Origin of the sequence: Moorena sp. SIO3B2 (assembly GCF_010692525.1) — a bacterium.
GTDB lineage: Bacteria > Cyanobacteriota > Cyanobacteriia > Cyanobacteriales > Coleofasciculaceae > Moorena > Moorena producens.
Window position 1 is genome coordinate 15,487 of sequence record NZ_JAAHHE010000056.1, and the last position, 15,362, is coordinate 30,848.

Annotated in this window: 7 protein-coding genes and 2 pseudogenes; 5 read left to right on the forward strand and 4 right to left on the reverse strand. The window is 45.4% G+C overall.

Annotated elements, in window-relative coordinates:
• Window positions 1-44 precede the first annotated feature (44 nt).
• The 3 genes from F6K38_RS15230 (at window position 45) to F6K38_RS15240 (ending at window position 7,377) form a co-directional block, all read left to right on the forward strand.
• Window positions 45-578: a chemotaxis protein CheW gene (locus F6K38_RS15230; protein ID WP_008181153.1), complete on the forward strand. Its 534-nt coding sequence runs from the start codon at window positions 45-47 to the stop codon at window positions 576-578.
• A gap of 152 nt (window positions 579-730) precedes the next feature.
• Window positions 731-4,153 (forward strand): methyl-accepting chemotaxis protein, encoded by a 3,423-nt coding sequence (locus tag F6K38_RS15235; protein WP_008181156.1) that lies wholly within the window; start codon window positions 731-733, stop codon window positions 4,151-4,153.
• 47 nt (window positions 4,154-4,200) lie between these two features.
• Complete coding sequence (locus F6K38_RS15240) at window positions 4,201-7,377, forward strand: hybrid sensor histidine kinase/response regulator (RefSeq protein WP_008181157.1); 3,177 nt, start codon at window positions 4,201-4,203, stop codon at window positions 7,375-7,377.
• Between the two features lie 176 nt (window positions 7,378-7,553).
• Here the strand turns inward: F6K38_RS15240 and F6K38_RS15245 are convergent, their stop codons facing one another.
• Together F6K38_RS15245 and F6K38_RS15250 are read right to left on the reverse strand one after the other, a co-directional pair.
• On the reverse strand, window positions 7,554-8,090 hold the full coding sequence (locus tag F6K38_RS15245) for a hypothetical protein (protein WP_008181158.1): 537 nt from the start codon (window positions 8,088-8,090) through the stop codon (window positions 7,554-7,556).
• Between the two features lie 2,324 nt (window positions 8,091-10,414).
• Window positions 10,415-10,726, reverse strand: a pseudogene (locus F6K38_RS15250) (hypothetical protein); the annotation flags it as partial.
• A gap of 91 nt (window positions 10,727-10,817) precedes the next feature.
• Between F6K38_RS15250 and F6K38_RS15255 the strand changes: the two are divergent.
• Window positions 10,818-11,093, forward strand: a complete 276-nt coding sequence (locus tag F6K38_RS15255) for a hypothetical protein (RefSeq protein ID WP_008181161.1) — start codon at window positions 10,818-10,820, stop codon at window positions 11,091-11,093.
• Window positions 11,094-12,127: 1,034 nt separating this feature from the next.
• A complete protein-coding gene (locus F6K38_RS15260) occupies window positions 12,128-13,645 on the forward strand; it encodes a serine/threonine protein kinase (RefSeq protein ID WP_008181165.1) in 1,518 nt (505 codons plus the stop codon).
• Between the two features lie 124 nt (window positions 13,646-13,769).
• Here F6K38_RS15260 and F6K38_RS15265 read toward each other — a convergent pair whose 3' ends face one another.
• Both F6K38_RS15265 and F6K38_RS15270 read right to left on the reverse strand, forming a co-directional pair.
• On the reverse strand, window positions 13,770-15,038 hold the full coding sequence (locus F6K38_RS15265; protein WP_008181167.1) for a cyclic nucleotide-binding domain-containing protein: 1,269 nt from the start codon (window positions 15,036-15,038) through the stop codon (window positions 13,770-13,772).
• Window positions 15,039-15,182: 144 nt separating this feature from the next.
• Window positions 15,183-15,362, reverse strand: a pseudogene (locus F6K38_RS15270) (GNAT family N-acetyltransferase); the annotation flags it as partial.

A 15,362-nucleotide genomic window follows, 5' to 3' on the forward strand; every position in this document is an offset into this window, starting at 1 on the left:
CTCACCAATTATTGGTCTCCTCACATAGGTTAACTTGTGAATTAATGAATACCTCAGCCCTAGCCCATACCCCCCAGACCTGGTCTCAGTTAGCTAGTATAACCAAACCATCTGAAGAACACAATAATATCGGGGATGCTTATCTTAAATTTTTGTTAAATGAACAAACCCCTGCGGTTATATCTATGCATCAAGCCCAGGAAGTTCTAGTCTTGCCCCAAGAGCGTCTGACCCCCATGCCAAATATGCCCTTCTACGTACAGGGGTTGATGAATCGGCGTTCTCGTGTGTTGTGGGTCATTGATCTAGCTCAAATGCTAGGTTTACCGACGGTAGAAACCAATGTTCAACAGTACAACATAGTGACGCTCCGTAATCAGTCAGCGTCTTTAGGGGTTGCCGTCCAAAGCATTGAAGGGGTGTTGCGACTAACACCCGATTGTATTCAATCTCCACTGGGACAAGTGTCATCGGGTTTGGTTCCCTACTTACGAGGATGCGCTTTGCAAGAGCAAGAAATTTTGTTAGTACTAGATGGTTTGGCAATTATGGCTTCATCTCTTTTACACAACACCTAATTTAACGGGAATTGACTTAAGCTCAATGGGAGCTGTTAATTGTTGATTGTTAATTTAATACTATCCGAAAATAGACCATTTTTTTAAAATATAATAGATATATCAATGCTTTTATAAAAACTAAGTTAGTAGCCAGGTAATGGTGCTTTTTTATGGTGAAACAGTTTGATAAATCAATATATAATAATGAAATTAATAAGGATTTAACTAGTCAGGGGGTAACCCAAGACAGGTATCGTCACCATGCCGAATTGGACTCAGTTATAAATGTGACTAGGACAGAAGTAACCCAAAACTCCAATCAGGATGGGGTTGAGCTTATAGGCTCCACTGAACCACCTAGCACTTCCAAAAGCTCTGGGGGTCTTAAACTCAGCTTAAAAACTAAAGTAACATCATTATTAATCACCCTAGGCACTATTCCTGTACTACTGATTGGCTCTATTGCCTATAACTTAGCCAACCAATCTATTACCGAAGAAATTTCCCAAAACAACATTGCTAGGGTAGTTAGCCTAGAAGACAAACTCAACGGCTTCATACAAGAACGCTATGCGGATATTCGATTTCTAGCTACGCTCCCAGTTTTTACTAATTCCAGTCAACAGCAGACCAGCTCCCTTTCGGAAAGACAAGCCTTATTATTAAACCGCTACCAAGACATTTACCAAGTCTACGACAGTATAGCTGTTTTAGACTTAACAGGCAAAGTCATTGCCAAATCTAATCAGACTCCCGTAGATAATCCCAGCTCCCGGTCTTATTTTGAGCAGGTGATCAACACCAAACAACCGGCGATTAGTCAACCGACACAGTCGGATGCGTCTGGTCAGTTATCCCTTTACTTAGCTGCACCGGTACTTGACCAAAATACAAAAGAGCTGGTCGCAGTTATCCAATCCCGGATGCCCATCCAATACCTTCAAGATTCGATTAACCTGATGGGCCGCGGACGCGAAGAACTTTACTTAATCAACACCAGCAACGGTAAAATTTTTCTCTCCAACCAAAGCAATATCGTTAATCAGCCCCTAACCAAGGTATTCCCTGACGCCAAGGAACTGCTAACTGCTGATAAACCAAATACTCTAGTCACATCTGATCAGGTCAAAAAGCATCAGGATCTGCTAGCGTATACCCCCTTTAGTAAAAACAACGATTTAAGTAAAATCAACGATTTACCAGACCTGCCCTGGGTCGCAGTGATGGCCACCCCAGATGCGATCGCATTTCTGCCCCAGCGGCAATTACTCCTCACCCTGACCCTGGGAACCTCCCTGACCACCTTATTAGTTGCTGCAGTAGCTGTCTATCTCGCTAACCGGTTGACCAGTCCCCTGCTAGCAGCTACCAAGGCAGTGAAAGCCCTTGGCGAAGGGGAACTGGATACCCGTTTGGAGCTGCTGGGAACCGATGAGCTGGGGGTACTTGGGTCAAATATCAACCGCATGGCATCTCAGCTACAGACCCTAGTTGCTAACCAACAAGCTTCCCTAGACAAGGCTCGGTTATTTGCTGATGTTGTCACCCATGCTGCCAAACCTGATGAGAAAGCCCATGCCTTTGATTTAGTGGTGAATGCTGCTAAGGAAAAGTTAGCTGCCGACCGGGTGGTGATCTATTATTTTGACCCAGGCTATCGGGGAACCATTGTGGCTGAAGCGGTAGACTCCCATTGGCCAAAAGCGATCGCCCAGGAAATCACTGATGCTTGTATTCCCAGAAAATTGCTGGAAGCCTACCGCAAGGGACGGGTTGTGCCCACCAGTGATGTCCAAGCGGTGAAATATGCCTCGGGCCATATGCAGTTGTTGAACCGACTGCAAGTGAAGGCAAACCTGGTCGTCCCGATTGTGGGGGTCGATAATCTAATTGGCTTATTGGTAGCCCATCAGTGTTCTAGGACTCGGGTATGGCGCACCGATGAGATTGACTTTCTACAGGAATTAGCCACCCACTTAGGACTAGCCTTAAGCAGTGCCAGTCTCGCCACACTGAAGACTGCTGAAGCCGACCGAGCTGGGCAAGTAATTGAGATTACCTCCGGTATCCGGCAATCCTTCACAGTCGAGGAAATCTACCAGTCAGCCATCAGTGGCATCCGAGAAGCTCTGAAAACCGACCGAGTTTTAGTCTATCTGTTTGACGAAAATTGGCAAGGAACCATTGTCGCCGAATCTGTGGGTCATGGCTGGCCTAAATCCCTAGGAGCAGAAATTGCTGACCCCTGCTTTGCCCACCAATATGTGGAAAAGTATCAGCAGGGTAGAGTTACTGCCTTGGATAACATTTACCAGGCAGGCTTGAGTGATTGTTACTTCGGTCAACTTGAACCGTTTAAAGTCAAAGCTAACCTAGTCGCCCCTATCTTAGGGGAGGAAAAATTACTGGGACTGTTGGTCGCCCATCAGTGTTCCGGTACCCGGCATTGGCAAGAATCAGACATCAATTTTTTCAGGCAGATGTCGATTCAATTGGGCTTTGCCCTTGAGCAAGCCAAGCTAGTAGACCAGCTCAAACAAGCCCGCACTGCTGCGGAAGTAGTTTCCCAGGAGCAACAGCAACAACGGGAAGCCCTACAGTTGCAACTGTTAGAACTGGTCAATAAAGTGGAAGGAGCTGCCCAAGGTGACCTAACGGTAAGGGCTGAGATCCTCAGTGGGGAAATTGGCACTGTGGCTGACTTCTTCAATGCCGTAATCGAAAGTCTACGAGGGATTGTTACCCAAGTCAAAACTGCTGCCACTCAGGTAAACCAGTCCGTTGGGGACAATGCCGGAGCTATTCATCAACTCTCTGAAGCCGCTCTCCAACAAACCCAGGAAATCACCCACACCCTAGATTCTGTGGCTCAAATGACTAGTTCTATTCAAGAGGTAGCCTTCAACGCCCGCCAAGCCGCTGCCGTCGCCCATACCGCTGCCAACACCGCCCAAAGCGGCACCCACGCTATTGAGCGCTCTGTTGCCAGTATCATAATTTTGAGAGATACTATAGCAGAAACTGCCAAAAAAGTCAAGCGCCTCGGGGAATCCTCCCAGCAAATTTCCCAAGTGGTGGCATTTATTAACCAAATTGCCCTGCAAACCAACCTATTATCCATCAACGCTGGCATAGAAGCCGCCCGAGCTGGGGAAGACGGGCAAGGATTTGCCGTGGTTGCCGAAGAAGTTGGGGAACTTGCTGCTCGCGCTGCCACGGCCACTAAAGAAATTGAACAAATTGTAGACAACATCCAACAAGGCACCTCCGAAGTTGTGGAAGCTATGGAACTGGGGACTACCCAAGTGGTCGAAGGCACCTATCTAGTTCAAGAAGCCAAAGACAGTTTTCGTCAAATCCTCAACGTCTCCACCCAAATCGACCAATTCATTCAATCCATATCCCAAGCTACCGTTTCCCAAGCGGAAACCTCAAGCGCTGTGACAAACGTAATGAAAGACATTGCCCAAATCTCAGAACGCACCTACCAGTCAACAGAACATATCTCCCACTCCCTCCAAGACACTGTCAGTATTGCTGAAGAATTACAAACATCGGTTGGCAAGTTTAAAGTTGCTCAGAATTATGACTAATGACCAATAAACACTAACCACTAACCACTAACCACTAACCACTACACATGTCACAGGACAAAGAACTGGAAATTCAGCTACAGTTTCTCGAAGAGGCAAAGGAATACTTAGATACCATTGAATCGGTGCTGCTGGGTTTAGCCAGCGCTCCCATTGATAGTCAGAAAATGGATGGGATTCTGCGAGCAGTTCATTCTGTCAAAGGGGGAGCTGGGATGATGGGATATGGCACCTTGAGTCACCTAACTCACCGCTTAGAGGATTCATTTAAAGTTCTCAAGGCTAAGAAAAATGCGATCGCAATCGAAAACCAACTCGAAACTCTACTCCTACAGGGGGTAGACTGTCTGCGCCAGGTACTTGATATCAACCGCCAGGGCAATCGGGTAGACTGCCAGTGGCTAGAAACCATAGCTAACCCAGTATTTGATCAACTGCACGAGATTCTAGGGGACCCGGTCGCAGATGATGCTACGACTATGCTAGGAGCAGAGGATGGCACTAATGTGACTGCCATGCTGTTTGAAACAGAAGTGGAAGGGTGTCTAGCTCGCCTAGAAGGGGTGTTAGCAGACCCCGAAAGACCCTGCTTGCTTGAAGAAGTGTCCATCATGGCTCAAGAATTAGGCGGGTTAGGCGAAATGCTGCAGCTTGAGGCTTTTAGCCAGTTGTGCGAAGACATCAATCACCAGCTAGAAGCTGCCCCACACCAAGTGGAAGCGATCGCCCAACAAGCTCTAATGGTGTGGCGGCAATCCCAGGCTTTGGTACTGGTAGGTCAACTGACTCATTTACCCCGCCGCCTGGAACCTAGGGAGTTTCAGGAGAATGAAGGAGGAGTTACAGACCCAGGGGTGGCAGAGGAAGCTATATTAGTTGGGGAATTGGAAACCGATCAGCCAGAACTAGTCGGACAAGGGGATGAGGCAGACCAGCCAGACCAAGAAGACCAGCCAGACCAGCCAGACCAGCCAGACCAGCCAGACCAAGAAGACCAAGAAGACCAGCCAGACCAGCCAGACCAGCCAGACCAGCCAGACCAGCCAGACCAAGGGGAAGTAAAGGTATTTCAATGGGTGGATAGCAATCTCAACATCTCTTCCCCCTCTGCCTTCTCTTCCCCCTCTGCCTTGTCTTCTCCCCCTCCCTTGTCTTCCCCCCCTTCCCCTGAACCCATCTTCCTGAGGGAGAACAATCAGGAAGACTCCTCAAAAGACCCACACCAGGAAAATACTGTGCGCATTCCTGTGCGACAGTTGGATCGACTAAATGACTTGTTTGGAGAACTGACTATCGAGCGCAATGGTCTTTCGCTGCAACTGGGACGACTGCGCACCCTAGTAGACAACCTCAGCCGCCGGGTCAATATTCTCGAAGCTTCCAATCACAAGCTGCGCACATCTTATGACCAGATTGCCACCCCAAGAGGAATGGCAGCAAGACAGGGGGATGGGGAAACCAGCAAATCTGAGGGACTTTTCCTGCCATCTTCTGTATCTTCTCCCGCCGCTTCTGACACTTCCCCTGCTTCCCCTGCTTCCCTAGCTATTACTGTTCAAGGGTTTGATGCCTTAGAGATGGATTCCTACAGCGACTTGCACCTGCTATCAAGGGAGGTGATGGAAACCATTGTTCAAATTGAAGAAGTTACCAGCGACTTGGAATTGACCCTAGACGATACTGATAGCATTGCCCATGAATTAAACAAAACCGCCAAGCAGCTGCAAACCAATCTTACTCAGGTTCGGATGCGTCCCTTATCTGATTTAGTGGGACGATTTTCCCGAGCTTTGCGGGACTTGTGTGTCGAGCATGGCAAACAAGTAGAACTGAAGGTAATGGGGAAAGGTACCCTGATTGACCGCACCATCCTGGAAACCCTGAGTGACCCCCTAATGCATTTATTGCGCAATGCCTTCGACCACGGCATTGAAGACCCTAGCACCCGTCAGGCTATGGGGAAACCGCCAAAGGGAACTATTGAAATCAAAGCCACCCACAGAGGGAATCAGACCCAGCTTACCCTCCGTGATGATGGCAAAGGCATTAATTTAAGCAAAATCCGAGCCAGAGCAGAGGAAATGGGATTAGACCAGGAGCTGCTCGCCAGCGCCAGTGACCAGGAATTGCTGTCCCTGATTTTTGAACCCGGATTTAGTACCGCTGATCAAGTCACCGACCTATCTGGTCGTGGTGTGGGGATGGATGTAGTGCGCAACAACCTCAAGCAAATCCGGGGGGATATCCGAGTCGATACCCAACCCGGTTGGGGAACGACCTTTACCCTCACCGTCCCCTTTACCCTATCGGTAGCACGCATCCTTTTAGTGGAAAGTAACGGTATGCTCTTGGCATTTCCCATCGACGTGATTCAAGAGATGCTGATGCTGAAATCCCAGCAAATCTTAACCACCCTAGGCAACGAAGTCATAAACTGGCAAGGGAAAATGGTGTCCCTGATTCGCCTGAAAAAGTGGCTGAAATTTTACTGTCGCCGTCGGGTCACCACCCTAGAAGAAACCCCGAGCATTAACGAACCTACTATTCTAATTATCAATCAAGCCGAGCAATTAATCGGCCTGTGTGTAGACCGCTCCTGGGGAGAGCGAGAAGTTACCGTGCGTCAAGTAGAAGGAACCCTAGGGTTACCTGATGGATTTAGCGGCTGTACCATTCTCGGCAACGGTCGAGTGGTTCCCCTGGTAGACGCCAATGCCATGGTACGCTGGATAATCAGTTGTCAGCGCACCAGTAACCTAGAGAGTTTATCCCCACAACATTGCTCCACCTCAAAGGGATTTGTGGAGCAACAACCTCCCTCCCTCGGGATACAACCAAGTACCAAAGACACTATCTTAATTATTGACGACTCGATTAACGTGCGCCGGATGTTGGCATTGGGGTTAGAAAAAGCTGGGTATATTGTAGAACATGCCAAAGATGGTCAGGATGGGATAGAAAAACTGCTTCGGGGATTAGAGGTGAAAGCCATTATTTGTGACATCGAAATGCCCCGGCTGGATGGCTACGGCTTTTTAACTCGGGTCAAAGAAGAGCCGAGCTTAAAGACCTTACCCATTATTATGCTCACCTCCCGGAGTGGTTCTAAACATCGGAAACTAGCCATGACTTTAGGCGCATCTGCATATTTTTCTAAGCCTTACAATGAGCGGGATTTATTGAAAACTTTAAATGAAATGATTGTAGAAGACGTATTGATTTAATATTGCTGGTCAGATCATGTCCGGTTGACTACTTATCATTTTTAGTTGTTCGTCAATTAATAATTAACGATTAATAATTAACGATTTACCTAAAGACGAAGTGATTAACCGGACTCGACTCCATCGCTTATTTAGTCAAAGTTTCAGCGTTAACGAGGGTGCTATTGAGATCAGACTTAAAAAATAACTCTTCCTAGCTCAACTCCACCAAACTCGACGATATTGCTTGAGCTTCTCCGAACCAGGGAAGTCTGCACATAGTAGTAGTAATTGAAATGGTCAAAGGTATGACCTGATTCACTACTGGTTGAACTTCCCTGGAAGGTATAAGCAGTTTCGCTTCTGGTATCCGAATTAAAAACTAATCCAGAGACAGTATTAACAGCACCATCACGCTTTCTAATGCGTCGTAGTGCTGCTGTGACACGAGCATTCGTACTTCTTCCCGTCGAATCACGGTAGGAAACACTAATGTTGTTGGCACTTTTAACATTAACAGACACTGGACAAATGACAGTAATTGAACCGGTTTTTCCTGGTTTGAACTTAATCCGTCCCGCCGTGATCAGATAAAGGTCTTGTTGTATAGCAGAATCAATGGGAACACATCCTGCTCCATCCATCACCCAATCAGGAACCTGAGCCAGGGCTTTACTCGCACCAAATATTGTAGTCTGGGCCAATAAAGCTCCGATTAATAGTGCTTTTTTCATGTTTATTTCCTCATCACAACTTGCTCAAGTCAATCTGGGATGCACCTATATAGTTATCACCCAAGTCTTTCCTTTTTACGCAAGAGGATAAATTTCACCTAGAGCAGGGGTGGAGGAATCAGAAAACTCACCCCCCATCCTCTCATACCTGATTAGATATACAGATATAGCAGAAGTCAGAAGTCAGAAGTCAGAAGTCAGAAGTTAAACTCAAGCCAAACTGTAGTTTGAGACTTTTGTCATGTCCTAATTACCCTGGCGACTGCTATATATACAGAGTATGCGATCGCATTCGCTAGTTTTGCGTTGTTTATTTTGCGTTGTTTATTTTGCGTTTTTTGTTTGGCGTTGTTTTTGAATGAGTACACACAGCTTTTGAGATATCCTGCATCGATCCCTTTCCCCAAAAAAAAATAAGAGAGCCGTCTTCAAGCTCTCTTGATCATCAGGGTGCATCTACCAAAAAATCCGGGAACGTGAGAGCCTCCCTTTTTTAAAGGGAGGATGAAACGGTTAGAAGTTACCGTAAGGATAGGGTCGCCTTATTACAAAAAATTTAACCCTTTTATGCAAGAGAGATTGGCCGTAGGCCACGCGGGGCGCGTTCACCCATAAAGGCGACCCTATCTATCGGTTTCGTCTCCGGACGCGACGGGTTTTAACCCGCCGTATCCGTTAACTTGGGTTCGGGTAGTCTGGCTATTAAGCTTGAGATCAATTCAGACTGAGTCATTCCGGAGACGAAACCGTAAGAGTGGGTCGCCTGGCTACCCTCTTCAAGGCGCGCGTCTGTGCCCTCTCTTACGGTAACTTCAAGCCGCGCCGTTCGGCCTCTTGTTTTAGTTGTCGTTTCTCGAAGCTAGTAATCCTAATCATTAGTCTTTCGGTTTTCATTTAGTCAAGTCATTGAGGCAGAAATCTGCTAAGATTATAGTAATAAACAAGTATTACGTCTTACCTTGACTCCGACAGCCTCTAAAAAAAATGGTGAAAAACCCAAATGATGGAAACCGTCAAAAAAAAGAGGTATGACGTGAAATTGCTAGGCAATTGATGCCAAAAAGTAGCCACACAGTTAGATTAAATTCTGACCAAGGTGGGTAGGGGAGTTTGACACTCCCACATCGGTTTATACCGAACAAGAAGTGGAGAGGCGCGGTTTCAACCCGCCTCGTAACAACCTTGTAGAATCCCCCGTGTTTTAACCGGGGGAGATGTCAAATAATCACAATATAGCAGATTCAATGAGGGGTGTCACCCCTCATTTTTATTTTGCCAAATTGCTGTGCCTTCCACTTCCAGTTAACCATTGGCACTACCTAGGACAGGTGATGAGAAAATTTAATCAATTTTGGACAGATTTTCCCTTAGAGCGTTGGTCAACTAATACAAGCTAACAAAATGCTGAACATATGAATCAAACGAAAATCTATATCATCCCATGCCCTAATTTACCCATTTACCCCTATACCCATGATCAAATTCGATTCCGGAAGAGTTACTGAGGGTGGAATATTCTCCAATCAATTTAATAAAGGACTTAGACACCAAGACCCTTAAAACCCGGTTTCTCTTATCAGTCAAAGGCTGAAATCGGTGTAATTACCATCAATAACCTGGTTTGGGGCGTAAGTCCTATAGGATTTGTCCAATGTTACGAATTCATAGGCTTTTTAAACAAAGTTTAAGTTAAGCAAATTTCTCTGAACAGAGCCTACCAAAAGTTCGGCCAAGTTGATACATTCATAAATAGGCACACAAACCAATCGCAATTCAGGACTGTGCCTCCTGTCCTGAAAAACTTACAGCCCTAGAAACTTAGTCGTAGAGATTAACAAGACAGGTAGGGTAGGGTAGGCGTTAAATAATCATGAATGGGAGTAATTCAGTTTAATTCCCACCTACTCAAGACAACTAAAACCATGTCTAGCCCTAATTGGTCGATGTTTTAACTAGCTAGTGCTCATGATCTGAAGTATCTTTATTCAGCGTCTTAGGCTAGCCAAACTGTTAAAACATCAAAAGCCAAACCACTCAGGAAAGTAAGTAATGGAGGAATATACTTTTTTGTTGAGCGTCGGCTGTAAGACTCTGTAAACCCTAGCTAGATATTTTGTTGAATAAGTATAGCCATGAACCAGGTACCGTTACCTGGTTCATGTTCGTTTTAGCCACTATCAAAAAAAACCTAACACTTTACTAATTAGAACAGCCACCCCTTTTTCAGCTCGATTGGCCTCTTGTAGGGCGCGTTATGCTACCGCTAACACACCAATCTAATACGAGATAGATGCTCGAGCTGTCTGCCTGTAGAATTGAGATCGCTATTCCTGCATCCCGGCATACAACAAACGTGCAAATAGCCGTACCCCATCATCCTGCTTCAGCTCTTCATAGGAGGGGGGCTGCCGCAAGCCCACCACCCGCAGATCTGCCAGCAATTCGGGATGAAACTGACAGGTAAACGATCGCCGAACGGTTTTACTTTCAAAATCTCTGTAATTGATGCAAGTCGCAGAACACTCTGTCAAAACCTCATCATCATCCGCCGTCGAGCACAAAATTTCAACAGCATCAGGGAGCTGGATCAGCCAATACAAAGCACTATTTGCCACAATATGAAGGCTGGGAATGAGAGTCGATCACTTTTTCGAATGGCTGCCCCTTGCCCCATTCACAGCTGGGATTCTCGGACAGTAAAGAGCGAGTCGATAGAGGATTAGACGAATGGCGATCGGCCAAAAACCGTCCCAAAAGAATGTGAACGGACTCAAACTGAGAGCCACTATAGCTCAGATAACCTGGCTTGAGTCGCCAGTTACTGGGTACCGAGTGAGTAATCATAAGAATAATTTCACATTCTCTTCAGTATCTTTGTCTTCTGGAACCCAACAAGAATCGGTTCCTAAGAAACCAAGTCTAATGGCCTTGAGGCTAGAGGTGCGACACCGAATACCAGGTAAAAACAAATTACAACACCCGCCAGAAGTTATGCTGCGGTAAATGGTGTGCGATTTGCTGGCTTTAAATCAGTATCGATAAGCATTTAAGTAAAATATCATACTCAGGGACAAGTGGCAAGGTTTCGCGCCTTAACAACTGAATAACCGTGAGGGTGGTTGATGGATTTCTGTTCCTGTCATTATTATAATTTCATACTTATCCCCTTGTTTATATAAATACACCATCCAGAGTCGAAACTTGCTTTCTTAAAGCCAATTCAATTTGTTGTGCCTTCTCAGACAACCTCTGAGAAGTATCATTTGCTACATAAAAGCCCCCGTGGGTCCCCCGAGCGAGCAATCCCTCGCTCGGGGGACTTTTACCAGCAAATTGATTCTTGTTCCCCCCAAGCGAGCAATCCCTCGCTTGGGGGGTGCATCTCAGTTTTGCAATTAGGCAAAAATTCGGGAGAAAATTCCCACACTCCCCGCGCCCCCGCCCCGCGCCCGGGCCCCACACTTGAGATCTTTTTTACAAATATGAGATGCACCCAATTTGGGGGGCTAGGGGTGCAAAATTCAGTATCAAAAAACTTTTCAGATATCCTCTCAAGAGAATAGCCAGCCTTGGTAAAAATTATTCTTGCTCATCTTATCTTATCCATTACAATAGGTATTTAGGAATATTTCCTGGAGCAATAATTTCATTTTTACATAGTTTAATTGTTAATATCGTTATCATAAAAACTTAAATTTCAACAATAAAATTACCTAAAACGTACTTACTATTCTATTTAATATAGACTGTGTATAAAGCAAATTTTAACAACTAAGAGCTTCCTGTATATTATCTCCTTCCTAGCACCCCTTGAAACAGCTCTGCCTTTTTAAGGGGGAAGGAAGGGGGTTATTCAGCCAGAGGGATTTAGGGGAATCAGAATTTTTTGACAAACAATATATTAGCAACCGCCCCAATACTTCTGTAACTGCTACAGGACATGGTTGCTTGCTCTTATTCACAAGGCTTTTTCTTTATAGTAAGTTGTATTCACCAAAAGCTATAGTAAAAGAACTGGCTTCAACGCCTACTACACTATGCTAGAATCTGGGAAACTCCTCCAAAATCGCTATTACCTCCAGCAGCAGCTGAATGACAATCCAGTGCGCCAGACTTGGCTAGCACTGGATTCCGAGTCTGACACGCAAGTCGTAGTCAAGCTTTTGGCTTTAGGTGGTCCCGTACAATGGGACGATTTGAAACTATTTGAGCGGGAAGCGCAAATTCTCAAACAACTGGATCATCCTCGGATTCCCAAGTATCGGGATTATTTTTCCCTCGATGAGAGTATCCTGTGGTTTGGACTGGTTCAGGAGTATATCCCTGGTCTATCCCTGAAACAACAACAGTCTCAAGGGTTTAGATTCTCTCAGCAGCAGGTAAATACTATCGCAGCTGATATTTTAAAAATTCTTCAGTACTTACATCAGCTCAACCCCCCAGTCTTACACCGAGATATCAAGCCCAGCAATCTAATTTGGGGTGAGGATGAGCAGGTATATTTAATCGATTTTGGAGCAGTGCAGGCTCAACCAACTACTGCGGGTGCCACATTTACAGTGGTGGGAACCTATGGTTATACTCCCATGGAACAGTTTGGGGGTCAAGCTGTGCCTGCTTCTGATTTGTATGCCTTAGGGGTCACCTTGATTGAACTGCTGACTGGAGTGGCACCTGCTGAGTTACCTCAGGAAAATTTGCGGATTCAATTTCGTCAACTACTCGGTTCTACTGTTGAGCCTGGCTTAGTGACCTGGCTAGAGAAAATTACAGAACCAGCTGTGGAGCGTCGCTTCAGTGATGCTAAACAAGCTACTGAAGCGCTATACACTAACCCAGTGGTTCCATCAAACAACACCTCCCCAACTGGTCTGCCAGACACTGTTGTCCGTATCCATAAATCAGCAGAACAACTGATCATTGATATCCCCTCCCACTGGGAAATGATAGTGTTCAAACCCCTCAAACATGCCCTAAAACAAGCTAGAGGGGTGCTAAAGGGGGTATTTTCTTACTCACTACAGCGGTTCAAGACCTTAGAAAAGTCTAGGCAACACCGGATATTAGTTGGTGTTGGGTTGGGAGTAGTCGTAGCAATTTTACTTGACTTATTTAAGCACCTTATTCTTCAAATATTAGTAATTTTGTTAGCAATTCCAGTATCATTACTGCCTTTAGCTATCCCAATTTTTTTAGTGATGTGGATAACATCATTAAACTCAGAAAAAGACTTTTCTGAGGCAGTTCGTATTTGTTTTGATAACAAAAAATTTGAAATTACTAAGGCATCTTTGAGCCGCAAAAAATGGGATCGAGGAGAAAATTCACAAATTAAAGAGGTTTATATTACTGCCTATAGGGATGCACAAGGTAGATACCATCGGGGGATTGCGATCACTACTCAGGTAGAACGACCATCACCCTTTGGTCAAAAATCCCAAACCTACATCTTTGGCGAACAATTACCAGAAGCTGAATTGAATTGGTTAGTTGAAGAAATCCGAGCTTGGTTAGATATCAAATCTAGTGATTCATCACCAAATGCAGAAGGTTGAAAGTTTAAGGTTGAAGGTTTAAGGTTGAAGGTTGAAGGTTGACGGTTTAAGGTTTAAGGTACAAGGTTCAAGGCAAAATAAAAAACCAATCAATACCGAAATTCAGCAACTCAGGACTCAGAACTCAGCTCATGGATGACATGAAAAATGCGAACAGAAACCCCATAATCGTGGATAAGACAACGGAACTGCCTCCCAATTCATAGGCTTCTGGCATCATGGTGCTAGCCAACATTGCCAAAATTGCTCCACCAGCAGTAGCCTGAGCTAAGGCTATGAATAATTCTGGGGTATGGCTTTCTAAAACATGACCTGCCACTGCACAGATTCCGCACAGCATCACCGCCCCCATCCATAACCCAAGAATCTGAGTGGTTTTAGTTCCAGCTTGTTTCATCCCAGTAGCACTGGATAATGCTTCTGGGAAATTGGAAATAAAAACTGCTAGTAAAAATGACAAGCTGAAGTGAGAGTCCCCAGCATTCATACCGATAACCGCAGATTCAGGAATATTGTCAATCAAGGTACCGATGACAATAGCAAAAGGAGCAGAATTCTTAACTAATTTTTCTAGTATAGCTGGATCTTCTCTAATTAATAGATCCAGTTCTGCTTGAGCAATCAACTGTTGTCGCCAACGGTCTAACTTATGTTCTACGGCCACCCTAGAGTCAGTGGCAAATTGGAGTCGGCGTGCTAAGGAACGGCTGAGAGCCCAAGCTAAGTGGGGAGACCAACTCAGCACATGATTAAAATGTTCTTGGTGTAGTTGATATAACTCCATGGGAGTTTGGGCAATAACAGTGGCTGAACGGGGTTCTCCCGTGAGCAATGACACTTCACCAAATACTTCCCCTGAACCCATAGTATTAATTAATTTTTCACCTCTGAAGACTTCCGCTTTTCCGTCCACAATCATATACAGGTGATCACCAGGGGCTCCCTCCTGACAAAGAATGTCTCCAGGTTGAGCATAGACTGGTTTGAGGTAGGGAACAATAGCGTGCTTTTCCTGGGAGGGAATATTTTGCATCACCTCCACGTGGGCAATGCGATTAAGTACATCGGATACCTGTTCCTGAGTATGCTCAATTAAATAGCGACGACTAGAGGCAGGTTTGCGTAGAAAACCACCGTGCTGGTCGATATATGTGGTGATTCCAGTAAACAGGCTACCCCCCACTAGGAATCCTAGCAGGAGGGGTAAAAATCCACCATTTTCGTAAGCAGGTATGGTGATTTCAAATGCGATCGCACAAATTAAGGTTCCACTACCAAATGCCATGATGGCAGCAGAAACAGTGCGGTTCGGCTGCCAGAAAACCCCAACTAAGGCTCCCAATGCCAAACTCGAAGCTCCTAATATACCTTGAAAAAATGCGGCGGTTGCCATAGGCGGCTGGCTGCTTCCAATACTGCTTATTTTATAGCTGCATACAATAGCTCGATACAAAGTATAAAGTCTGAAGACAAAAACCATGGATGCCAAAAAATTCAGCCTTGGCCTTGGCCATAGGCCAAGCTACTTGAGGTGCCTTCATCCTTCATCCTTTGGTTGGTAGGTCATGATCGATAGAGGAATACGGAATAGTGTAGTGGCTAGTTTGGACAAGCCAAACTTAAATTTAAGGGATTTAGGTAAGTCTTGCCAGGATACTGACACAAAACCGAAACGGGTGTAAAACGGCGTCAGCCAACCCATACATTCGAGATAAAG